At 70.9% G+C, this 22,201-nt stretch carries 18 protein-coding genes; 13 read left to right on the top strand and 5 right to left on the bottom strand.

Annotation, left to right across the window (positions count from 1 at the left end; all coding sequences use genetic code 11):
• The 4 genes from FF100_RS02220 to FF100_RS02205 all read left to right on the top strand — a co-directional run.
• Nucleotides 1-1,443: DUF4082 domain-containing protein (locus FF100_RS02220; protein ID WP_171070017.1), on the top strand; the 1,443-nt coding region annotated here is incomplete at its 5' end.
• Between the two features lie 101 nt (nt 1,444-1,544).
• Complete coding sequence (locus FF100_RS02215; RefSeq protein WP_139033917.1) at nt 1,545-1,859, top strand: hypothetical protein; 315 nt, start codon at nt 1,545-1,547, stop codon at nt 1,857-1,859.
• Between the two features lie 12 nt (nt 1,860-1,871).
• Nucleotides 1,872-4,022, top strand: coding sequence for a peptidase domain-containing ABC transporter (locus FF100_RS02210; RefSeq protein WP_139033916.1), 2,151 nt, complete (start codon nt 1,872-1,874; stop codon nt 4,020-4,022).
• Entirely contained in the window at nt 4,019-5,473 is a 1,455-nt protein-coding gene (locus FF100_RS02205; RefSeq protein ID WP_246101874.1) for an HlyD family type I secretion periplasmic adaptor subunit, read from the top strand. Before FF100_RS02210 ends, FF100_RS02205 begins: the two co-directional genes overlap by 4 nt.
• A 311-nt stretch (nt 5,474-5,784) precedes the next feature.
• On the opposite strand, the gene FF100_RS02200 is transcribed toward FF100_RS02205, so the two are convergent.
• Genes FF100_RS02200 through FF100_RS02190 form a run of 3 tightly spaced genes read right to left on the bottom strand, consistent with a single transcriptional unit; the run spans nt 5,785 to nt 8,871 of the window.
• Nucleotides 5,785-7,260 (bottom strand): oligosaccharide flippase family protein, encoded by a 1,476-nt coding sequence (locus FF100_RS02200; protein WP_171070016.1) that lies wholly within the window; start codon nt 7,258-7,260, stop codon nt 5,785-5,787.
• A gap of 49 nt (nt 7,261-7,309) precedes the next feature.
• On the bottom strand, nt 7,310-8,203 hold the full coding sequence (locus FF100_RS37540; RefSeq protein WP_139033914.1) for a glycosyltransferase family 2 protein: 894 nt from the start codon (nt 8,201-8,203) through the stop codon (nt 7,310-7,312).
• Nucleotides 8,204-8,208: 5 nt separating this feature from the next.
• On the bottom strand, nt 8,209-8,871 hold the full coding sequence (locus FF100_RS02190) for a NeuD/PglB/VioB family sugar acetyltransferase (RefSeq protein ID WP_139033913.1): 663 nt from the start codon (nt 8,869-8,871) through the stop codon (nt 8,209-8,211).
• A 276-nt stretch (nt 8,872-9,147) separates the two neighbouring features.
• On the opposite strand from FF100_RS02190, the gene FF100_RS02185 reads away from it, so the two are divergent.
• Entirely contained in the window at nt 9,148-10,509 is a 1,362-nt protein-coding gene (locus FF100_RS02185; protein ID WP_205824733.1) for a glycosyltransferase family 4 protein, read from the top strand.
• Nucleotides 10,510-10,638: 129 nt separating this feature from the next.
• Here FF100_RS02185 and FF100_RS02180 read toward each other — a convergent pair whose 3' ends face one another.
• Both FF100_RS02180 and FF100_RS02175 read right to left on the bottom strand, forming a co-directional pair.
• Nucleotides 10,639-11,103 carry a GtrA family protein gene (locus FF100_RS02180; protein WP_246101873.1) on the bottom strand — a complete coding sequence of 155 codons (465 nt, stop codon included), beginning with the start codon at nt 11,101-11,103 and terminating at the stop codon, nt 10,639-10,641.
• Between the two features lie 95 nt (nt 11,104-11,198).
• A complete protein-coding gene (locus tag FF100_RS02175) occupies nt 11,199-11,972 on the bottom strand; it encodes an SDR family NAD(P)-dependent oxidoreductase (RefSeq protein ID WP_139033911.1) in 774 nt (257 codons plus the stop codon).
• A 193-nt stretch (nt 11,973-12,165) separates the two neighbouring features.
• Between FF100_RS02175 and carB the strand changes: the two genes are divergently transcribed.
• From carB to FF100_RS02135, 8 genes are all read left to right on the top strand, one after another.
• A complete protein-coding gene (gene carB / locus FF100_RS02170; protein WP_139033910.1) occupies nt 12,166-15,639 on the top strand; it encodes a carbamoyl-phosphate synthase large subunit in 3,474 nt (1,157 codons plus the stop codon).
• A 124-nt stretch (nt 15,640-15,763) separates the two neighbouring features.
• Nucleotides 15,764-16,240, top strand: a complete 477-nt coding sequence (greA, locus tag FF100_RS02165; RefSeq protein ID WP_139033909.1) for a transcription elongation factor GreA — start codon at nt 15,764-15,766, stop codon at nt 16,238-16,240.
• 86 nt (nt 16,241-16,326) lie between these two features.
• Nucleotides 16,327-16,830 carry a hypothetical protein gene (locus FF100_RS02160; RefSeq protein ID WP_139033908.1) on the top strand — a complete coding sequence of 168 codons (504 nt, stop codon included), beginning with the start codon at nt 16,327-16,329 and terminating at the stop codon, nt 16,828-16,830.
• A 136-nt stretch (nt 16,831-16,966) separates the two neighbouring features.
• On the top strand, nt 16,967-17,611 hold the full coding sequence (locus FF100_RS02155) for a glutathione S-transferase family protein (protein WP_139033907.1): 645 nt from the start codon (nt 16,967-16,969) through the stop codon (nt 17,609-17,611).
• 70 nt (nt 17,612-17,681) lie between these two features.
• Nucleotides 17,682-17,957, top strand: coding sequence for a P-loop nucleotide/nucleoside kinase family protein (locus FF100_RS02150; protein ID WP_139033906.1), 276 nt, complete (start codon nt 17,682-17,684; stop codon nt 17,955-17,957).
• Nucleotides 17,958-18,098: 141 nt separating this feature from the next.
• The gene (locus FF100_RS02145; protein WP_139033905.1) at nt 18,099-18,998 is read left to right on the top strand and encodes a LysR substrate-binding domain-containing protein; all 900 of its coding nucleotides are present in this window, start codon (nt 18,099-18,101) and stop codon (nt 18,996-18,998) included.
• A gap of 183 nt (nt 18,999-19,181) precedes the next feature.
• On the top strand, nt 19,182-20,597 hold the full coding sequence (gene aspA, locus FF100_RS02140; protein WP_139033904.1) for an aspartate ammonia-lyase: 1,416 nt from the start codon (nt 19,182-19,184) through the stop codon (nt 20,595-20,597).
• A 117-nt stretch (nt 20,598-20,714) separates the two neighbouring features.
• On the top strand, nt 20,715-22,043 hold the full coding sequence (locus FF100_RS02135) for a dicarboxylate/amino acid:cation symporter (RefSeq protein WP_139033903.1): 1,329 nt from the start codon (nt 20,715-20,717) through the stop codon (nt 22,041-22,043).
• The last annotated feature ends 158 nt before the right edge of the window (nt 22,044-22,201 follow it).

The raw sequence follows: 22,201 nt of genomic DNA, 5'->3' as shown, positions 1-22,201 counted from the left end.
GTGAGCGGCGCCACCAACGGCACCGTCGCGCTCAACACCACCAACTCCACCATCACCTTCACGCCGACCGCCAACTACACGGGCGCGGCCGGCTTCACCTACGCGATCTCGGACGGGCGCGGCGGCACCGCCTCGGCCACCGTGGCCCTCACCGTCTCGGCCCCCGGCACCGGCCCGGTCAGCCTGTTCTCGTCCTCGGCGACCCCGGCCGCGACCAATGCCAATGACGGCAACTCGGCCGAACTCGGGGTGAAGTTCCAGAGCTCGTCCGCCGGCACGGTGAGCGCGATCAAGTTCTACAAGGGCACGCAGGATACCGGCACCCATACCGGGACGCTGTGGTCGAGCAGCGGCCAGGCGCTGGCGACCGCGACCTTCACCAACGAGACCGCTAGCGGCTGGCAGACCGCCACCTTCTCGAACCCGGTCACGCTCACGCCGGGGGCGACCTACACGGCGTCCTACCACAGCAATACCGGCCGCTATTCGACGACCGCCAACGGCTTCTCGACCGCGGTGACGAACGGGCCGCTGACCGCGCCATCCTCCGGCAACGGCGTCTACGCCTATGGCAGTGCCAGCCTGTTCCCCACCAGCACCTACCAGAACACCAATTACTGGGTCGACGTCGTCTTCAATCCCAACGGCAGCGCCGCCAACCAGGCGCCGAATGCGGTCAACGACACCGGCCCGGCGGTGACTCGCAACAGTGCCGTGACCTTCGCCACCGCGACGCTGCTGGCCAACGACACCGACCCGAACGGCGACACCCTGACGGTGACGGGCGTGAGCGGCGCCACCAACGGCACCGTCGCGCTCAACACCACCAACTCCACCATCACCTTCACGCCGACCGCCAACTACACGGGCGCGGCCGGCTTCACCTACGCGATCTCGGACGGGCGCGGCGGCACGTCGTCGGCCAGCGTGGCGCTGACGGTTTCGGCGCCGAGCACCAGCGCCTTCAGCCTGTTCTCGTCCTCGGCGACCCCGGCGGCGACCAACACCAACGACCCGAACGCGGTCGAACTCGGGGTGCAGTTCCAGGCCTCGACCGCCGGCTCGGTGAGCGCGGTCAAGTTCTACAAGGGCACGCAGGATACCGGCACCCATACCGGGACGCTGTGGTCGAGCAGCGGCCAGAAGCTCGCGACCGCGACCTTCACCAACGAATCTGCCAGCGGCTGGCAGACCGCCACCTTCTCGAACCCGGTCACGCTGACCCCGGGCGCGACCTACACGGCGTCCTACCACACCAATGCCGGCCGCTACTCGCAGACCGCCAACGGCTTCGCCAACGCGGTGACGAGCGGGCCGCTGACTGCGCCGTCCACGGCCAATGGCGTCTATGCCTATGGCAGCACCAGCCTGTTCCCGACCAACACCTACAACAAGACGAATTACTGGGTGGATGTCGTGTTCAATCCGTCGGCGGCCGCGTAACCACGTCGTCATCCCACCCGCAACTCATCCTGAGACCACGGCTGGAAATTGGCGGGACAAGACGACAGCCAGGCATGACCATCGCACAGGGGAGATAGACAATGATCCACGAATCCTACACCGACGGCATCAGCGAGATCACCGTCACCGGCTCGATCGTCCGGGTCGACCTGATGAGCCTGTCGCCCTCCGAGCGCGACGCCCACGGCAACCCGGTGCCGGTGGTGCGCCAGCGCCTGATCCTGCCGGCCGACGCCTTCGCCAACGCCGCCGACCTGATGCAGCAGGTCAAGAACAGCCTGATCGAATCCGGCGTCATCAGCCCGGGGCAGGCCGGGCCGGGTCTCGCCCCGCGAGAGGCGGTGCCCTTCGCCGGCGCCCGCCCGGGGCGCAACACCTCGCCGAACTTCTCCTGAACCCTGAAGACCTTGGGCGCCGCCGTGGACACCGGACTGCACTGCCTCGTCGCCGTCGCGCGCCACCACGGCGTCGACCTCGACCCCGATCGCCTCGCCCATGCCTACGCGACCGGGGACGAGGCGGTCTCGCCGTCGCGGCTGACCCGGATGGCGCGGGAGGTCGGCCTGCGGGCCGGCCGGACCCGCCTGTCCTTCGCGAGCCTCACCGATCTCGGCGGTGCCTTCCCGGCGCTCGCGCGCCTGCGGAACGGCAACTGGGTCGTCGTCACGGGCGCCGACCGGCAGGCGGAGGCGCCGCGCCTGATCGTGTTCGACCCCAAGGCCGCGCGGCTCGAACCGTTCCTGCTCGACGAGCCGGCCTTCTGCGCCGCCTGGGCCGGCGAGATGCTGCTGCTGCGGCCGACGGCCCGGCGCCGCACCGCCGACGGCCGCCGGCCGTTCGGGCTCCTGTGGTTCGTGCCGGAGATCCTGCGCCAGCGCCGGCTGTTCTCCGACGTGATCGTGGCGGCGCTCGCGCTCTACGCGGTGGGCCTCGCGGTGCCGCTGTTCTCGCAGCTCGTCATCGACCGGGTGCTGACCCACGAATCCTACGCGACGCTCACCGTGCTCGCCGGCGGCGTGGTGCTGGCCCTGGTGTTCGAGGCCTGCTTCACTTACCTGCGGCGCTACCTGCTGCTCTACGCCTCGAACCGCATCGACATCCGGGTCGCGGTGAAGACCTTCGCCCACCTTCTCGGCCTGCCGCTCGCGCATTTCGAGCAGGTGCCGGCGGGCATCCTGGTCAAGCACATGCAGCAGGCCTCGCGGGTGCGCGAGTTCCTGACCGGGCGGCTGCTCACCACGGCGCTCGACGCCTGCTCGCTCCTGGTCTTCGTGCCGGTGCTGCTGCTCTACAGCCCGAAGCTGACGCTGGTGGTGCTGGCCTTCACCGGCCTCGTCGCCCTCACCATCGCCGGGCTGATCGGGCCGTTCCGGCGCCGGCTCCAGGCGCTCTACGACGCCGAGGGCGAGCGCCAGGCCCTGCTCGTCGAATCGGTCCAGGGCATGCGCACGATCAAGTCCCTGGCGATGGAGCCGCTGCAGGGCCGCCAGTGGGAGGATGCCTCGGCGCAGGCCGTGCAGATGCGCTACGGCGTCGAGCGGATCTCGGCCATCGCGCAGGCCGTCACGGGGCTGCTGGAGAAGCTCACATCCGTCGCGATCATCGGCCTCGGCGCGCTCGACGTGTTCGACCGCTCGATGACCGTCGGCGCCCTCGTCGCCTTCAACATGCTGGCCGGCCGGGTCTCGGGCCCGCTCGTCCAGATGCTCACCATGGCGCACGAGTACCAGGAGGTCGCGCTCTCGGTGCGGATGCTCGGCGAGGTGATGAACCGGGCACCCGAATCCGAGGGGCCCTCCCGCGGCCTGTGCCCGCCGCTGCGCGGCGAGATCACCTTCGAGGACGTGCGCTTCGCCTACGGGCCGGACCGGCCGCCCGCCCTCGATGCGGTGTCGTTCACGCTCGAGGCCGGCAGCATCGTCGGGGTGGTGGGGCGCAGCGGCTCGGGCAAGACCACCATCACCCGGCTGATCCAGCGCCTCTATTCGGTCCAGCAGGGACTGGTGCGGATCGATGGGCACGACATCCGCGAGATCGACCTCGCTCATCTGCGCCGCCAGGTCGGCGTGGTGCTCCAGGACAGCTTCCTGTTCCGCGGCACGGTGCGGGAGAACATCGCGGCGGCCAAGCCCTCGGCGAGCTTCGAGGAGATCGCCGAGGCCGCCCGCGCCGCCGGAGCCGACGAGTTCATCGAGCGCCTGCCGCGCGGCTTCGAGACGATGCTGGAGGAGAACGCCTCCAATCTCTCGGGCGGCCAGCGCCAGCGCCTCGCCATCGCGCGGGCGCTCGTGACGGATCCGCGGCTGCTGATCCTCGACGAGGCGACGAGCGCCCTCGATCCCGACAGCGAAGCGATCATCCGGCGCAACCTGCGCCGCATCGCCCGGGGCCGCACGGTGCTGATCGTTTCGCACCGCCTCGCCACCCTGGTCGATGCCCACGCGATCCTGGTGATCGACGGCGGGCGCCTCGTCGCGACCGGGCGCCACGACCAGCTGCTGACCTCGTGCACGACCTACCGCCACCTGTGGAACCAGCAGACGAGGCAGGCCGCATGAGCGCCCCAAAGCCTGACGACGCGGCCCGGCCGCCCCTCGCCTCCGTGCCGGGCTCGGACCCGGCCGCCGCCCCCAAGGCCCCGCCCCGCGGCGAGGTCGTGGTCCTGCCTTCCCGGCGCCGGCCGGCCGTGGTCTCGGAGTTCCAGCCCGACGCGCTGGCGGTCGAGGAGCGGGCACCGCCGCGGGTCGCCCGGGCGACGCTCTATGCCGTCGCCGCCCTGCTGGCGACCGGGGTGGCCTGGTCGTGCCTGTCGGAGATCGACGAGATCGCGAGCGCGCGGGGCCGGCTCGTGACCACGGTGCCGAACATCGTCGTCCAGCCGCTGGAGACGGCCTCGATCCGCGCGATCGCCGTCGCGGTCGGCCAGTCGGTCAAGGCCGGCGAGACATTGGCCGTCCTCGACCCGACCTTCAGCGAGGCCGACGTGCAGCAGCTCACCGCCCGGCTCGCCGCGGCGGAGGCCCTGGTGGCCCGGCTCGAGGCCGAGTTCGACGAGCGCGAGGCCGCCTTCGACATGGCCCGGCCGGAACAGGCGCTCGAATCCCGCCTCGCCCGCCAGCGCAAGGCCCTGCGCGAGAGCCGCCTGCGCGGCCTCGACGAGGAGCTGGCCCGGGCGCAGTCGAGCCTCGACCGCAACCGCCGCGAGGAGAGCGTGCTGCTCGCCCGCCTCGATGGCTTGCGCGAGATCGAGGGCATGCGCACGACGCTGCTCGAACAGCAGATCGGCTCGAAGCTCAACCTGCTCCAGACCCGCGACGCCCGCCTCGACGTCGAATCCTCGCTGGTGCGCACCCGTGGCGCGCAGGTGGAAGCGCGCCACGACCTCGCCAAGGCCACCGCCCAGCGCCAGGCCTTCCTCGACGAGACCGGCCGCACCGTGCTCGAAGCGCTGGTCGAGGCCCGCGAGAAGCGCACGGTGGCGGCGGAAGAGCTGCGCAAGGCGACCCTGCGCCGCCAGCTCGTGACGCTGACGGCGCCGGCCGACGGCATCGTCCTCGACATCGCCCAGCGCGGCGCCGGCTCGGTGGCGAAGCAGGCCGAGCCATTGTTCACCCTGGTGCCGGCGGGCAGCCCGCTGGAGGCCGAGGTGATGGTCCACCCCCGCGACATCGGCCACGTCGCGGCGGGGCAGCCCGCCCGCGTCAAGCTCGACGCCTTCCCGTTCCAGAAGCACGGCACGGTCTCGGGCCATGTCCGCACGGTGAGCCGCGACGCCTTCCCGTCCGACGCGGAGGGGCGCGGCAATCCCGGCCCAGGCCAGCCGCCGGCTCTGTTCTACCGCGCCCGCATCAGCCTCGACGACACGGCGTTGCGCGCGCTGCCCCACGGTGCCGGCCTGATCCCCGGCATGGCGGTGGCCGGCGAGGTCCGGGTGGGTCAGAAACGGGTGATCGCGTATTTCCTGTACCCGCTGATGCAGGTGGCGGATGAGGGGATCCGGGAGCCGTGAGGACGGCATGCCGGTCTTCGGGTGCGCCGCCTGCAGTCCGATCAGTTCCGGCCCGCACCCGGATTCCTCCCGTGAGCCACCCCTTCCCGGATCTCCCTCCACTCCGTTCGCGTCGTCCGGGCAAGGGTGGGTGGCCCACGCGGCGTCGGCAGCCCTCGCCATCGCCTGCTCGCGCTCACGCAGCCTGAGCGCGAGTTGGGCGAGGTCGTCGTTGCCGCTGGTCCGCGTCGCCTTGCGCCGATCGTCCCGTCATCCGATAGTCCCGGGACGCCGGCCTGCCGCCGGTCCATGACGGCTCGACGGCGCACGCCTCACCGTCCCGCCCACACCGCCCGCGTCCTTGCCCGCACGCCCAGCACCACCGGCCGGATCGTCTCGCGGACATGGCTGGCGACCGGGTGGTCGAGGACCAGCATCGCGACGAGCCAGGCCGTGGCGCCGCCGAACCCGGCGAGCACGCCTTCCGGGATCGTGAGCACGAAGCCCCGGCCGGAGAGCGCAAGGACGGCGAGCGGCGGCAGGGCGGTGGCGACGGTGACGAGGGCGCTGATCCGCAGCGCGCCGGCGAAATCGGTGAGGCGGAACGGCACCCGGCGGCGGATGAACCAGAGGGCGATTCCGGCCTGGAGCGGCACGGTGACGAACTGGCTCAGCGCCACCGCCAGTGGGCCGCCGGAGGCCGAGACGAACAGGATGGCGGCGCTCGGCGGCAGGCCGATCAGGCTCGCCGTCAGGGTGTCGCGCAGGCCCCCGCTCGCCAGCAGCACCGGGTAGGTCAGCATCGCCGGGAAGGTCAGCATCGAGGCGAGCGCCAGGACCTGGACGATCGGCACGCTGGCGAGCCATTGCGACCCGAGCAGGACCAGCACCACCGGATGGGCGATGAGCGCCAGGAGCAGCGCCACCGGCCACAGCACCCCGGTGATGTTGCCGATCGAGGCGAGGTAGCCCGGTGCCAGGGCGCGGCCGTCGCGCCGGTCGGCGGCGAACATCGGCAGGATCACCGCCCCGAGGCTGCCGAGGATCATCTTGTCGGGAAGCTGGCTCACGACCTGCGCCCGGCCGTAGAGGCCGACGAGGTCGGGGCCGCCGAAACGCCCGAGCAGGAAGATCGGCAGGAGGTCGTAGGCGCGGTTGAGCAGCGTCGTCAGGCTGGAGCAGCCGCCGATCGCGAGCGCCGTGCGCCAGCCCTGGAGGCTCGGCCGGTACACTCCCGGCTCCGGCCGGACCGCGAGGCTCAAGGCGACGGCGGCGGCGGCGCTCGCCACCATCGCCCAGGCGAAGCTCATCGCCCCGAAGCCGAGGACGGCCAGCGCGACGAGCACCAGGGCGTAGGTCAGGCAGGTGCCGACATTGACCCACATCAGGGCGGCGAACTGGAAGTCCCGGCGCATCAGCGCCATCAGCGGGCCGGAGAACGGCACGAGCAGGAAGCTCAAGGACAGCACCCGCAGGTAGGAGGCGAGCAGCGGCTGGCCGTAGAGATCGGCCCACAGGCCCGCGGAGGCGAACAGCCCGACCGCGAAGACCAGCGACAGGGCGAGCAGCACCGTGAAGGCGGTGCGGGCGCTCTGCTGCGAGGTGGTCGGCTCGTGGATGATGTAGTTGGTGGTGCCGAAATCGCGCACGCCGTCGACGACCTGCACCAGCGCGACCCCGAGCATCGACAGGCCGACCTGCTCCGGGGTGAGCAGGCGCGAGACCAGGGCGGTCTGGCCCAGGGTGATCGACAGGACGAGGTAGCGCTCGCCCGAGACGAGCAGGACGGCGCGCTTGACGAGGCTCATCAAGAAACCCTTGCTGGGGATTGGCTGGGACGATCGCGAGGCCGAAGGGTCAGGGCGAGCCGGCGAGCGCCCCCGGCGCCGGCCAGGGGCCGGCCCGCCAGGTGCGGACGAGGGCCGCGCAGTAGCGCGCCGGATCGAGGCCCGGGACGCAGTCGCGCGCCAGCACCGCCCGCGCCTCGGCCGGGCGGCCGAGATCGGCGAGGCGGCGGGCATGGTCGAGCATCAGCCGGTTGCGGCAGCGCCGGGCGGAGGGTGCCAGCTCGGCCGGCACCGCGCCCTCGGCGAGGAGCGTGCCCAAGGTCGCGGCGAGCAGCGGCGGGGCCGGCATGGCCCGCGACGGCACCACCGGTCCCAGCACCACCGTCGGCCGGGCGACGTAGCGGAAGTCCCCCTGCAGGGCGAGGCGGCCCCACAGGTCGAGCTCCGGACCGCCGCCGCTGCGGGCGGGAAACAACCCGGCCTCGATCGCCGCCGCCCGCTCGATCAGGATGGCGCTCGCCCGGAAGGGCGCGGCGCCGAGCCGGAGCGCGAAGTCGAACGGATCGGAGACGCGGCAAGCCGGCACGCTCATTGGTAAGAGCGGCCGGCCGCCGTCCCGGCGGATCGGGTTGCCGAACACCGCGACGGCGTCGCCGAAGCGGGTCGCGGCGACGAGCTCGGCGAGGTGGTCGGGCCGCCAGGCATCGCCGGGATCGAGGAACGCCACCCATTCGGCCCGGGCCGCGGTCACGCCGCGGTTGCGGGCGGCACTGCGTCCCGCCTCCTCGAGGCGCAACGCCCGCACCCGCGGATCGGCGGTGTCGGCGGCGGCCTCGGCCGCCCCCTCCCCGACCGCCAGGACCTCGTAATCGCCGAAGGTCTGGGCCCTCACGGAGGCGAGGGCCGGCTCGGCGGGGAAGCCCGCCCGGAGCGGCAGCACGACCGAGACGCGGGGGGCGCGCATCGGGCTCACGCTCCGGCCCGCAGGGTGCGGGCGGGGTTGCCGACCACGGTCGCGCCCGCCGGCACGTCGCGCAGGACGACCGCCCCGAGCCCGACGAGCGCCCGCTCGCCGATCGTCACCCGCTGGCGCACCGCGCTGCCCGCCCCGACGTAGCAGGACCGTCCGATCCGCACGAAGCCGCTGACGATGCAGCCCGGCGCCAGCACCGCCCCGTCGCCGATCACCGTGTCGTGCCCGACGGTCGCGCCCGGCCCGATGGTGACATGCGCGCCGATCACGACGTTGCCGCCGATGCTGGCGCCGTAATGAATGCAGCTGCCGGGACCGACGATCACCCGGGACGAGACCGCGGCGCCGGGATGAACCAGCGTGGCGAAATGCGGGCGGTCGAGCCCGGTCCCGGCGATGATCCGCAGCCGCTCGCGGTGGCTGGCATCGCTGCCGATGGCATTGACGAAGGCACCGTCGCCGGTCTCGGCAAGGCGCCTCGCCGCCGCCAGCGGTCCGAGCACCGGCAATCCGGCGACCCGCTCACCCTCCGGCCGGGCATCGTCGAGGAAGCCCGCCACCCGCCAGGGCGACGGCGCGTGGCCGGGCCGGCTCTCGACGAGGTCCAGGATGTCGAGGGCGTTGCCGCCGGTGCCGAGGATGATCAGGGGGCGCTGCATGGCCGTGCCGGGTCTCGACCCACGTCTTCGCCGCACCGGGCGGCCTCGACATCCAGGCTATCCGCCCCCGCCCGCAGGGTAAGCGTCGCAATCGTCGGCGCCGGGATCTCCGAAAGACGTAAACCCGGCCGCCCTTCGGGGCGGGGCCGCCGCCGAATTCCACCGCTCACGTGCGGGAAGGCAGCCCCTAGGCTGCTGGCCATGATTTCCAGCCCATGATCGCGCGGCGCGGGACGCCACCCGCGCGCGAGACGGCACGCGGGAGAGCGCCGGCCCATGAAGACCGTCCCGAAGGAGACCGCCGCCCATGAGACGGTGGGCACGACCGCCGGCACGCCACACGCCATGACGCCTGCCATGACGCCCGCCATGACGGTCGCCTACCTCGTCAACACCGCCCCGGTGACGAGCTCGACCTTCATCCGGCGCGAGATGGCGGCCCTCGAGGCGCAGGGCGTGACGGTGCGGCGGTTCGCGCTCCGGCGCTGGCACCTGCCCCTCGTCGACCCCCTCGACATCGCCGACCAGGCCCGCACCCACTACATCCTCAGCGGCAACCTGCTCGGGCTGGCCTTCGCGGCCCTGCGGCAGGCGGGGACCGATCCGGCGGCGTTGTTTCGCGGCGCCTGGCTCGCGGCGCGGCTCGCCCGCTCCGGCGGCGGCGCGGTGCGCCACGCGGCCTATCTCCTGGAGGCAACGTACTTCCTGCGCGCCCTGCGCCGCGAGGGCATCGCCCACACCCACGTCCACTTCTCGTCGAACGCCACCGCGGTGGCGCTGATCGCCCGGACCATGGGGGGGCCCAGCTACAGCTTCACCGCCCACGGCCCCGACGAGTTCCTGACCGCGGCGGAGGACGGCCTCGCCGTCAAGCTCTCGGGCGCCGCCTTCGCGGTGGCGATCTCGCATTTCTGCCGCGCCCAGCTCCTGCGCTTCGGGGGGACGCAGTATCGCGACCGGATCGCGGTGGCGCGCTGCGGCCTCGACCTCGCGGAATTCGTGCCGTCCGTCCGGCCGGCCTCGATGAGCCGGACCCTGGTCTGCGTCGGCCGGCTCTGCCCGCAGAAGGGGCAGGTGTTCCTGCCGGCGGCGGTGGCGGCCCTGCGCACCACCGAGGCGCCGTTCCGCCTCGTGCTGATCGGCGACGGCGAGAGCCGCCCGGCGATCGAGGCCGAGATCGCCCGCAACGGCGTCGGCGACCTGATCGAGCTGAGGGGCTGGCAGAGCAGCGAGACGGTGCGCGCCGCGATCGCCGCATCCCGCGCCCTGGTGCTTCCGAGCTTCGCCGAGGGGCTTCCGATCGTGCTGCTCGAGGCGCTGGCCCTGGAGCGGCCGGTGGTGACCACGACGGTCGCGGGCATCCCGGAACTGGTGGACGACGCCTGTGGTCGCATCGTGCCCCCGGGGGACGGGGCGGCGCTGGTCGGCGCTCTGCGCGACATCCTGCGGGCCGACGACGCGACGCTCGCCGCGATGGGCCGCACCGGCCGCGCCCGCGTCGCGCGTCACCATGACCTCCGGACCCTGGCGACGACCCTGCGCGCCCTGTTCGCGGCGGCGATCGCCCGGGAGGGGCAGGTGGACGTTCGGGCAGGGCGGGCAGGGGTCGGGCGGGAGGCGGCGGAGATGGAGATGTGACGGGAAGGCGGAACCGTCGTTCGACCCTTCGCTGTCCCGGATCGCCTTCCCGCTCCGCTTCCGTCGTCCGGGACGGGGGGGCTTACGGGACACCGTCATCCGGTCTGTCGGCAAATCGCGGACGACGCCTCACCGCATCCCCGTCGCTTCTTCCGACAGCACCGCCACCGGCCGGCCTGCGAAGGTCCAGACCCGGTGGCCGAGGAAGTTCCAGAACACCACCACCCCGGTCGCCAGCCCCTGCGCCGCCAGGTAGGGCAGGCCGAAGCCGCGGGTCAGCCCGGCCATGATCAGCCAGGTCAGCCCGAAGCCGATCGCCGCCACCACGCCGAAGCGCCAGGTCGCCTCGGCATGGGGCCGATCGCTGGCATAGGTCAGGCGACGGTTGAGCCCGTACGACACCACTGCCCCGGCGAGGTAGCCGGCCAGCGCCGCCGGTACCGGCTCGGCGCGGCCGGTCTCGACCAGGGCGGCGAGCAGGGCGTAGTGGACGGCAAGCGCCGCGAGGCTCACGCCGACGTAAGCGAGGAATTGCCGCGCAAGGACCGCCAGCACGTCGCCGGCCCGGGGATTCGATGTCTGTTCTCTCGCCACGACGCAACCCGGTGAGAACGGGCGGGGAAACCCGCATCGCCCCTGTCTAGCCCCGAGCACTGAACCGAAGATGACCCGAAAACGGCGGAATCCGTTCATCCTTGCAGGCGAGCCGCCACCTTTCGGCTGAGCCAGCGCGGCATCAGGCGGGCGCCGAGCACCGCCGCCCGGTTGGCCGCGCCCGGGATCACGACCGCCCGCCCGGCGAGGTACCCGGCGACCGCCGCCTCGGCCACGGCCTCCGCCGTCATCACGTTCCCGGTGAAGCGCTTGGTGCCGCCGACATCGGCCCTCGCCGAAAACTCCGTCGCGGTGGCGCCGGGACAGACGGCCGTGACGGTCACGCCGTGGGGCCGCGCCTCCTCGTACAGGGCTTCCGAGAGCGAGAGCAGGTAGGCCTTGGTGGCGTAGTAGGCCGCCATGTTGGGCCCGGGCAGGTAGCCCACCACCGAGGCGACGTTGAGGATGCCGCCGCTTCGCCGCGCGATCAGGCCCGGCAGGACCCGACGGGTGAGGACCGTCGGCGCCGCGACGTTCACCGCCACCATCTCGGCCTGGTCCCGCTCCGGCAGGGTCGCGAACCGGCCGCGCAGGCCGAAGCCCGCATTGTTGACGAGGGTATGGAGGGCGATCCCCCGCGCCCCGACCGAAGCGAGCAGGGACTCAGGCCCGTCCGGCCGCGCGAGATCGGCCGGCACCACGACGACCGGCACCGGCAGTGCGGCAGCCAGCGCCTCCAGCCACTCCGCGCGCCGGGCGCTCAGCACCAGCGGGCGGCCCCGCGCGGCGAAGGCCCGGGCGATCGCCACACCGATTCCGCTCGACGCGCCGGTGACCAGCGTCCAGCGCGCATCTGCCCCTGGGTCCATGTCCGTTTCGTCCATGTCTCCTCCATCCCTGGGCTCGGGCACGCCCTTCCCCTGATCTGTACGCCTATGCTAAGGGCGCCCAACGCAATCCCCGCCGCCTCCTTCCGTTCCGCTCCCGCCCCGCCGCCCTGACCAGGTTGAGAGGCCGGTTCCGAGGAACGAGGCAGCGCGCCGCACGAGTCTGAAGCGTCCGATGCCCAAGCGCACCGATCTCTCCTCCATCCTCATCATCGGCGCGGGCCCGATCGTCATCGGGCAGGCATGCGAGTTCGACTATTCCGGGACGCAGGCCTGCAAGGCCCTGCGCGAGGAAGGCTACCGGATCATCCTGGTCAACTCGAATCCGGCGACGATCATGACCGATCCGGATCTCGCCGATGCCACCTACGTCGAGCCGATCACCCCGGAGATCGTCGCCCGCATCATCGAGAAGGAGCGGCCCGATGCCCTCCTGCCGACCATGGGCGGCCAGACCGCGCTGAACTGCGCCCTCTCGCTCAAGCGGATGGGCGTGCTGGAGAAGTTCGGCGTCCAGATGATCGGCGCCACCGCCGAGGCGATCGACAAGGCGGAGGACCGCAGCCTCTTCCGCGACGCCATGACCAAGATCGGCCTGGAGACGCCGAAATCGGCGCTCGCCAACGCCTCGGCCGCCAAGAAGGCCGACCGCGAGAAGTACCTCGCCGAGGTGGCCCGCATCGAGGCGACCGAGGGCGACGAGGCCTCCCGCAAGGCGGCGCTCGCGGCGTTCGAGAAGAAGTGGGCCTCGGCCGAGAACGACCGGCGCAAGCGCTACGGCGAGCATGCGCTCGGCCAGGCGCTCGTCGCGCTCGCCGAGGTCGGCCTGCCGGCGATCATCCGGCCGTCCTTCACGATGGGCGGCACCGGCGGCGGCATCGCCTATAACCGCGAGGAATTCCTCGACATCGTCGAGCGCGGCATCGACGCCTCGCCGACCAACGAGGTCCTGATCGAGGAATCGGTTCTGGGCTGGAAGGAGTACGAGATGGAGGTCGTCCGCGATCGCGCGGACAACTGCATCATCGTCTGCTCGATCGAGAACGTCGACCCGATGGGGGTGCACACCGGCGACTCGATCACCGTGGCCCCGGCGCTGACGCTGACCGACAAGGAATACCAGCGCATGCGCGACGCCTCGCTCGCGGTGCTCCGCGAGATCGGCGTCGAGACCGGCGGCTCGAACGTGCAGTTCGCCGTCGACCCGGCCACCGGCCGGATGATCGTCATCGAGATGAACCCGCGCGTCTCGCGCTCCTCGGCGCTCGCCTCGAAGGCGACCGGCTTCCCGATCGCCAAGGTCGCGGCGAAGCTCGCGGTGGGCTACACCCTCGACGAGATCGCCAACGACATCACGGGCGGGGCCACCCCGGCCTCGTTCGAGCCGACGATCGACTACGTCGTCACCAAGATCCCGCGCTTCGCCTTCGAGAAGTTCCCGGGCGCCGAGCCGACGCTGACCACCGCCATGAAGTCGGTCGGCGAGGCGATGGCGATCGGCCGGACCTTCGCCGAGTCGCTCCAGAAGGCCCTGCGCTCGCTGGAGACGGGTCTCACCGGCCTCGACGACATCGAGATCGAGGGGCTGGGCAAGGGCGACGACCGCAACGCCATCAAGGCGGCGATCGGCACCCCGACCCCGGATCGCCTCCTCAAGGTGGCGCAGGCCCTGCGCCTCGGCGTCAGCCACGAGGAGGTCCACGCCTCGTGCAAGATCGACCCGTGGTTCCTGGAGCAGCTCCAGGGCATCATCGACCTCGAGACCAAGGTGAAGCGCTTCGGCCTGCCGAAGACCCCGGGCGCCTTCCGCCAGCTCAAGGCGGCGGGCTTCTCCGACTCGCGCATCGCCGTGCTCGCCGGCATGGACGAGGGCGCCGTGCGCGCCGCCCGCCGGGCCCTGTCGGTGCGGCCGGTCTTCAAGCGGATCGATACCTGCGCGGCCGAGTTCAAGTCGCCGACCGCCTACATGTACTCGACCTACGTCGCCCCCTTCGCGGGGACCGTGGCCGACGAGGCGCAGCCCTCGGACGCCAAGAAGGTCATCATCCTCGGCGGCGGCCCGAACCGGATCGGCCAGGGCATCGAGTTCGACTATTGCTGCTGCCACGCCTGCTTCGCGCTCACCGATGCGGGCTACGAGACCATCATGGTCAACTGCAACCCGGAGACGGTATCGACCGACTACGACACCTCGGACCGGCTCTACTTCGAGCCGCTGACCGCCGAGGACGTGCTGGAGATCATCGAGACCGAGCGCCAGGCCGGCACGCTGCACGGCGTGATCGTGCAGTTCGGCGGCCAGACCCCGCTGAAGCTCGCCCGCGCCCTCGAGGAGGCCGGCGTGCCGATCCTCGGCACCTCGCCCGATGCGATCGACCTCGCCGAGGACCGCGACCGCTTCAAGCGCCTGCTCGACAAGCTGCACCTCAAGCAGCCGAAGAACGGCATCGCCTACTCGGTGGAGCAGAGCCGGCTGATCGCCGCCGATCTCGGCCTGCCCTTCGTGGTGCGCCCCTCCTACGTCCTCGGCGGGCGCGCGATGGCGATCATCCGCGACGAGACCCAGTTCGCCGACTACCTGCTCGACACCCTGCCGAGCCTGATCCCGTCGGACGTCAAGGCGCGCTACCCCAACGACAAGACCGGCCAGATCAACACGGTGCTGGGCAAGAACCCGCTCCTGTTCGACCGCTACCTGTCGGACGCGATCGAGGTCGACGTTGACGCCGTCTCGGACGGCAAGGACGTGTTCATCGCCGGCATCATGGAGCACATCGAGGAGGCGGGCATCCACTCGGGCGATTCCGCCTGCTCGCTGCCGCCGCGCTCGCTGTCGCCGGAGACCATCGCCGAGCTGGAGCGCCAGACCCGCGGCCTCGCGTTGGCGCTGGAAGTCGGCGGCCTGATGAACGTGCAATACGCGATCAAGGACGGCGAGATCTACGTCCTGGAGGTCAACCCGCGGGCCTCGCGCACCGTGCCGTTCGTCGCCAAGGTGATCGGCGAGCCGATCGCCAAGATCGCCGCCCGGGTGATGGCGGGCGAGCCCCTCGCCACCTTCGGCCTCAAGCCCAAGACGCTGCCGCACATCGCGGTCAAGGAGGCGGTGTTCCCGTTCGCCCGCTTCCCCGGGGTCGACGTGCTGCTCGGGCCGGAGATGCGCTCGACCGGCGAGGTGATCGGCCTCGACCGCGGCTTCGGCGTCGCCTTCGCCAAGAGCCAGCTCGGCTCCGGCACCCAGGTGCCGAAGGCCGGCACGGTCTTCGTCTCGGTGCGCGACGACGACAAGGCGCGCATCCTGCCGGCGATCCAGCTCCTCGCCGAGCTCGGCTTCACGGTGCTCGCCACCGCCGGCACCCAGCGCTACCTCGCCGAGAACGGCGTTCCCTGCGCCCGCATCAACAAGGTGCTGGAGGGCCGGCCGCACGTGGTCGACGCGATCAAGAACGGCGAGATCCACCTGGTGTTCAACACCACGGAAGGGGCGGGCGCGCTCTCCGACTCCCGGTCCCTGCGCCGGGCCGCCCTCTTGCATAAAGTGCCGTACTACACCACTCTCGCGGGAGCGATGGCGGCCGCCGAGGGGATCAAGGCCTATCTCGGGGGTGATCTCGAGGTCCGGGCCCTGCAGGAATATTTCGCGGCTTAAGTCGAAAGACCGCGGAAGCGGCCTATCTCATCCCCTCGCGCCCGCGCGAGACAATCGGAAACAGGCCCGGTCGGGAGGCTCACCCTCCCGCCGGGCCGATTATTTGTGACGCGAGACGACGACGATGGACAAGGTTCCGATCACGGTACGGGGGTTCGCGGCTCTGGAAGCGGAGCTGAAGCGCCGCCAGCAGGAGGAGCGTCCGCGGATCATCCAGGCGATCTCGGAAGCCCGCGCGCTCGGCGACCTGTCGGAGAATGCCGAGTACCACGCCGCCAAGGAGGCCCAGTCCCACAACGAGGGCCGGGTGCTGGAGCTGGAGAGCCTGATCTCCCGCGCCGAGGTCATCGACGTCGCCAAGCTCTCGGGCACCAAGGTCAAGTTCGGCGCCACCGTCAAGCTGATCGACGAGGACACTGAGGAGGAGAAGACCTACCAGATCGTCGGCGAGCCCGAGGCCGACGTGCATGCCGGTCGGGTCTCGATCACCTCGCCGATCGCCCGCGCGCTGATCGGCAAGGGCGTCGGCGACACCGTCGAGGTCGTCACCCCGGGCGGCGGCAAGTCCTACGAGGTCGTCGGCATCCAGTTCGGCGCCTGACCCGCCGAAGCGTTGCCGGAACGGTAGCCTAGGGCTATCTCGTCTCGCACGAGGTGGCCCCGTCGGCCGCCGTGGAGACGACGCCGATGCTGCGCTGGAGCCAGTCCCTGATCGCGGCCGCCCTGATGGCGGTCGCCGCGCCGGCTCTGGCGCAGGACGCGACCCTGCCGCCCGCGACACGGTTCTCAGGCATCCAGGTCGATGTCCGCCCCCTTCTCGCCCGCGGCCTCGGCCCCTATGCCGAGAATGTCCGGGGAGAGTTGCAGGCTGCCCTCGCCAGAACCTTCGCCGATCGCGTCGGCGGCCCGGGCCCGACGCTCGTCGTGCGGGTCACCGGCGTCTCGCTCAATCCCTATGCCGGCAGCGAGACCCGCTTCGGCGGCGGCAACGCCACCAACACCGACTATCTCGAGGGCGAGGCCCTGGTGGTCGACCGCGCCGGCACCGTGCTGCTGCGCCATCCGCAGCTCTCGGCCACCAATGCGAGTTCGGGCGGCGCGTGGTACGATCCGGCTTCGGAGCGTCGGCGGGTGACGTATATCGCCGGGCATTACGCGGCGTGGTTGAAGAAGGGGTTGGGGCTGGATTAGCCATCCCGCTGCGCGGCTGTCGAACGAGCCGACCGACAGCCGATGACGAAAATCCCGACCCGCCGCCCTGTCCAGACGACCATCCCGTCGGCATGATGTGCTCGTGCGAGCCGGCCCGTCTTCAGGGAAGATACCGATGTTGACGGTCTGGGGACGGAAGACGTCGTCCAACGTTCAGGCGCTCATGTGGTGCATCGGGGAACTCGGCCTCCCTTATGAGCGGCACGACGCAGGGCACATCTACGGCGGCACCGATACGCCGGCCTTCCTGGCGATGAACCCGAACGGAACCGTACCCGTCCTCCGCGACGGAGGCGGCGAACCGCTGTGGGAAACGGGCGCCCTCCTGCGGTATCTCGCTGGGCGGTACGGCGCGGCGCCGTTCTGGCCGACGGACAGCGTTGTGCGGGCCCGAATCGATCAGTGGGCCGAATGGTCCAAGATCAACGTCACCCTCGGCTTCACGGTCCCGATTTTCTGGCAGGTCGTTCGAACGCCGCCCTCCAGGCAGGACCCCACCGCCATCCGCCACGCGGTGACAAAGCTGGACAATCTCTTGAGTATCGCGGAGGCACAACTCTCGCGCAAAACCTACTTGGCCGGCGACGAATTTACCTTGGCCGACATCCAATTTGGGCACGTGCTCTACCGCTACTTCGACATCCCGATCGACCGTCAGGATCGGCCGGCGCTTCGTCGATACTACGATATGCTTTCGAAGCGGCCGGCTTTTCGCGAGCACGTGATGGTCTCGTACGAAGAGCTCAGGGCCCGTGAGTGAACCTCGGCGCGGATAGCGCGCGCTGCGGACGTATCGGATATGGTGCAACCTGACTGCGTCCCCGAAGATCATGCCGACCGCCCACCTCCTGTTCGGCTTCCTGGGCTCGGGCAAGACGACCCTGGCGCGAGACTTGGAGCAGCGCCACCGTGCCGTGCGCTTCACGCCCGACGTGTGGATGGCGCGCCTGTTCGGCGAGGATCCGCCCGCCGACTCCTTATCGGAACGACGTCTCGCCTGCCCGCCTCACAGGGTCATCCCGGGGCCGCGCAGCCGAGCCCGGGATCCAGAACCGCTGATCATGGCGGATGAGTCGCGAGCGTTCCGCCTCGTCCTGTCCATCTGAGATTCCGGTTTCTTGGCTCCGCTGCGCGGCCGCGGAATGACCCGGTGGGTGTTGGGGCGCGGATTGGTGTCTTGCCTCGCTGGCTCTCGTAGTGTGGGGCGGCGCGGGAAACGCCAGCCCCGCTCACCTGGACGACCCGCAATGGAACTCAAGTGGATCGAGGACTTCCTGAGCCTCGCCGAGACCCGCAGCTTCTCGCGCTCGGCGGAAGCCCGCGCCGTCACCCAGTCGGCGTTCAGCCGGCGCATCCGCTCGCTCGAAGTCTGGCTCGGCACCGCGCTCCTCGACCGCAGCACCTACCCGATCACGCTGACCGCCGACGGGCGCCAGTTCCTCGAGACCGCCGAGGAGGTGGTGCGGCTCCTCACCCTGAGCCGCGCCGACTTCCGGGCCCGCAGCGACGGCGCCGGGCTGCCGGTGGTGACGATCACGGCGCTCCACTCGCTCTGCCTGTCGTTCCTGCCGGCTTGGCTCGGCCGGATCCGCGACGCCCTCGGGCCGGTGGCGAGCCGGGTGCTGCCCGACAACTTCAACATCTGCGTTCAGGCGCTGGTCGAGGGCGGCTACGACCTGCTCCTGACCTATCACCATCCGGGCATCCCGATCCCGCTCGATCCCGAGCGCTATCCCTGCCGCATCGTCGGCCGCGACAGCCTGGCGGCGGTGGTCTCCCCCCGCGGGCTGGTGCCGGATGCGAGGGGCCGCCTGCCGTTGCTGCAATATTCCCGCGGCTCGTTCCTCGGGCGGCTGGCCGCCATCGCGCAATCCGGTGAGGACGCGCCGGCGACCTACCCGGTCCATACCAACGAGAACTCGATGGCCGAGGCCCTGCGCTCGATGGCGCTCGGCGGCCACGGCATCGCCTGGCTGCCGCGCAGCCTGATCGAGGCCGAGATCCGCGCCGGCGCCCTGACGGTGCTCGGCCGCGAGCTGCCGATGGACATCCGGCTCTATCGCAGCGCCGAGCGCCATCGCCCCTTCCTCGACGAGGTCTGGGCAGTCGCCGCAGAGGATCCGCCAAACTATTCGGATCCGGAATAGTTGCCGGCAAACATAGCATTGGCGCGGTGCGGCGCCTGGGCTTATCCCACCGCCATCCGGTGACGCCGCCGCTCGTCTTCGAGCCGGCCAGCGCGATCCCGGCCCCGATCATTCCGTCGACGCGGCCTCAGCCCCGCCCGCCATCCGGCAGGCCGGATCGCGGCCGCATGCCAGGAGAGTCCCTTGTCCGACGTTTCGACCCGCATCGAGCACGATCTTCTCGGCGACCGCGAGGTACCGGCCTCCGCCTATTACGGCATCCACACCCTGCGCGCCGTCGAGAATTTCTCGATCACCGGCACGACCCTCGCGACCTGCCCCGACCTGATCCAGGCGCTCGCGGCGATCAAGCAGGCGGCGGCGCTGGCCAACCGCGAGCTCGGGCTTCTCGATGCGGAACGCTGCGACGCCATCGTGGCAGCCTGCCTGGAGATCCGCGGCGGCGCCTTGCACGACCAGTTCGTCGTCGACCAGATCCAGGGCGGGGCCGGCACCTCGACCAACATGAACGCCAACGAGGTGATCGCCAACCGGGCGCTCGAACTGCTCGGCGCCGCGCGCGGTGATTACGGCCGGCTCCACCCCAACGAGCACGTCAACATGGGCCAAAGCACCAACGACGTGTACCCGACGGCGCTCAAGATCGCCGGGATCGGGGCGATCCGGCGCCTCGTCGCGGCGATGGCCGGCTTGCGGGCGAGCTTCGCGGCGAAGTCGGACGAGTTCCGCGACATCCTCAAGATGGGCCGCACCCAGCTCCAGGACGCGGTGCCGATGACCTTGGGCCAGGAATTCGGCGCCTTCGCCCGGATGCTGGCCGAGGACGAGGCGCGGCTGGGCGAGGCCGAATTGCTGATCCGCGAGATCAACATGGGCGCGACCGCGATCGGCACCGGCATCACCGCCCACCCGCTCTATGCCGGGCTGGTGCGCGAGCGGCTCTCGGCCATCACCGGGATTCCCCTGGTGACCGCGGAAGACCTGGTGGAGGCGACGCAGGATTGCGGCGCCTTCGTGCAGGTGTCCGGGGTGCTCAAGCGCGTCGCCGTCAAGCTGTCGAAGACCTGCAACGACCTGCGCCTGCTGTCGAGCGGCCCGCGGGCGGGCTTCTGCGAGATCACCCTGCCGGCGCGCCAGGCCGGGTCTTCGATCATGCCCGGCAAGGTCAACCCGGTGATCCCGGAGGTCGTCAACCAGGTGGCGTTCGAGGTGATCGGCAACGACGTGACGATCTCCTTTGCGGCGGAAGGAGGCCAGCTCCAGCTCAACGCCTTCGAGCCGGTGATCGCCTACAGCCTGTTCCGCAGCCTCGCCCATCTGGAGGCGGCCTGCCGTACCCTGGACCTCCATTGCGTGCGCGGCATCACCGCCAATCGCGAGCGGCTGCGAGCCAGCGTTGAACAATCGATAGGCATCGTGACGGCGCTCAACCCCTATATTGGCTATCGCAACGCCACAGCGATCGCTATGGAGGCACATGCCACGGGCCGGGGCGTCTACGACCTCGTGCTCGAGAAGCGATTGATGGCCCGCGACCAGCTCGACAGGGTGCTGCAACCCGACCGGCTGACGCGCCCGCAGGCCCTCACGGCGATCTGATCCCTCGCCACTTAGTCACGGACGGAAACGCCAGACATCCGCGGGAAACCTCGGGCGCGCGCAGTCGCGCCCGGGGGCCTTGCCGCACATCCGTTCACCCTCGGGAGGACCATAGACATGGCACAGGTGGAATCGACCGGACGCTCGGGCCGGCTGACGCTCTATACCGGGATCGGCCTCGCCCTCGGCGTCGCCGTCGGCGCGGTGTTGCACGGCATGGCGGGAAGCCCCGCCGAAGCGAAGGAGATCGCCGGCTATTTCACCATCGGCACCGACATCTTCCTGCGGCTGATCAAGATGATCATTGCGCCTCTGGTCTTCGCCACCATCGTGTCGGGCATCGCGAGCTTCGGCGACACCAGGGCGGTCGGTCGCGTCGCGGGCTTTGCCATGGGCTGGTTCCTGACCGCGTCGATCGTCTCGCTGTCGCTCGGCTTCCTCGTCGCCAACCTCTTCCAGCCCGGCGCCAGCCTCGGCCTGCCGCTGCCGGACGCCGGCGCGCAGACCGGCCTGAAGGCCGCCTCGATCGACCTGCGCGAGTTCATCACCCACGTCTTCCCGACCAGCATCGTCTCGGCGATGGCGACGAACGAGGTGCTGCAGATCCTGGTCTTCTCGCTGTTCTTCGGCTTCGGCCTCAGCGCGATCGACCGCCGTTACGCCGACCCGATGGTCCACATGCTGAACGGTCTCGCCCAGGTGATGTTCAAGGTCACCGATGCGGTGATGCAGGTGGCCCCCCTCGCCGTCTTCGCGGCCATGGCCTCGGTCGTCACCATCCAGGGCCTCGGCGTGCTGGTCGATTACGGCAAGTTCATCGCCGTGTTCTATCTCGGACTCGCCATCCTGTGGGCGCTCCTGATCGGCGCCGGCTGGCTGGTGCTCGGCACCAGCGTCGTGCGGCTCCTGCGCCTGCTGCGCACCCCGATGATCGTCGCCTTCTCGACCGCGAGCAGCGAGGCCGCCTTCCCGCGCACCGTCGAGGTGCTGGAGCGGTTCGGCGTGCGGCCGCGGGTCACCGGCTTCGTGCTGCCGCTCGGCTATTCGTTCAACCTCGACGGCTCGATGATGTACCAGGCTCTGGCCTCGCTGTTCATCGCCCAGGCCTTCGGCATCCATCTCGGCATCACCGAGCAGCTGACCATGCTGCTCGTCATGATGGTGACCAGCAAGGGCATCGCCGGCGTGCCGCGCGCCTCGCTGGTGGTGGTGGCCGCGACCGTGCCGATGTTCGGCCTGCCCGCCGCCGGCATCCTGCTGATCATGGGCGTCGACCAGATCCTCGACATGGGCCGCACCGTCACCAATGTGCTCGGCAACGGGCTCGCCACCGCGGCGGTCGCCCGCTGGCAGGGGGAGATGCAGGAGGGTGAGGGCGAGGGCGAGGACGAGACCGTCGCGGTGGCGCCCGCCGCCGCTTCCCTGCCGACCGGCAAGGCGGCGTGAGATCGGGTCGTTGCGAACGACGCGATCTCATCCCCTCCCCGACATCCCCTCCCAGCATCCCGGGGCCGTGCAGCGGAGCCCGGGATCCGGAACCGCAGGAGATCGGGAGGGAAGCGGACCGCGTTCCGCTCCGTTCTGCTCGTCCCGAGCGTCTGGAT

Origin of the sequence: Methylobacterium terricola (genome assembly GCF_006151805.1) — a bacterium.
Classification (GTDB): domain Bacteria; phylum Pseudomonadota; class Alphaproteobacteria; order Rhizobiales; family Beijerinckiaceae; genus Methylobacterium; species Methylobacterium terricola.
The sequence above is the reverse complement of the archived record's forward strand: the minus strand, read 5'-3'. Positions and strand labels throughout refer to the sequence as shown.

Excerpts from the sequence above, each read along its gene's own strand:
- FF100_RS02215 (WP_139033917.1), top strand. The coding sequence starts at position 1,545 with ATGATCCACGAATCCTACACCGACGGCATCAGCGAGATCACCGTCACC.
- FF100_RS02205 (WP_246101874.1), top strand. The coding sequence starts at position 4,019 with ATGAGCGCCCCAAAGCCTGACGACGCGGCCCGGCCGCCCCTCGCCTCC.
- FF100_RS02200 (WP_171070016.1), bottom strand. The coding sequence starts at position 7,260 with ATGAGCCTCGTCAAGCGCGCCGTCCTGCTCGTCTCGGGCGAGCGCTAC.
- FF100_RS37540 (WP_139033914.1), bottom strand. The coding sequence starts at position 8,203 with ATGCGCGCCCCCCGCGTCTCGGTCGTGCTGCCGCTCCGGGCGGGCTTC.
- FF100_RS02190 (WP_139033913.1), bottom strand. The coding sequence starts at position 8,871 with ATGCAGCGCCCCCTGATCATCCTCGGCACCGGCGGCAACGCCCTCGAC.
- FF100_RS02185 (WP_205824733.1), top strand. The coding sequence starts at position 9,148 with ATGAAGACCGTCCCGAAGGAGACCGCCGCCCATGAGACGGTGGGCACG.
- FF100_RS02175 (WP_139033911.1), bottom strand. The coding sequence starts at position 11,972 with ATGGACCCAGGGGCAGATGCGCGCTGGACGCTGGTCACCGGCGCGTCG.
- carB (WP_139033910.1), top strand. The coding sequence starts at position 12,166 with ATGCCCAAGCGCACCGATCTCTCCTCCATCCTCATCATCGGCGCGGGC.
- greA (WP_139033909.1), top strand. The coding sequence starts at position 15,764 with ATGGACAAGGTTCCGATCACGGTACGGGGGTTCGCGGCTCTGGAAGCG.
- FF100_RS02160 (WP_139033908.1), top strand. The coding sequence starts at position 16,327 with ATGCTGCGCTGGAGCCAGTCCCTGATCGCGGCCGCCCTGATGGCGGTC.
- FF100_RS02155 (WP_139033907.1), top strand. The coding sequence starts at position 16,967 with ATGTTGACGGTCTGGGGACGGAAGACGTCGTCCAACGTTCAGGCGCTC.
- FF100_RS02150 (WP_139033906.1), top strand. The coding sequence starts at position 17,682 with ATGCCGACCGCCCACCTCCTGTTCGGCTTCCTGGGCTCGGGCAAGACG.
- FF100_RS02145 (WP_139033905.1), top strand. The coding sequence starts at position 18,099 with ATGGAACTCAAGTGGATCGAGGACTTCCTGAGCCTCGCCGAGACCCGC.
- FF100_RS02135 (WP_139033903.1), top strand. The coding sequence starts at position 20,715 with ATGGCACAGGTGGAATCGACCGGACGCTCGGGCCGGCTGACGCTCTAT.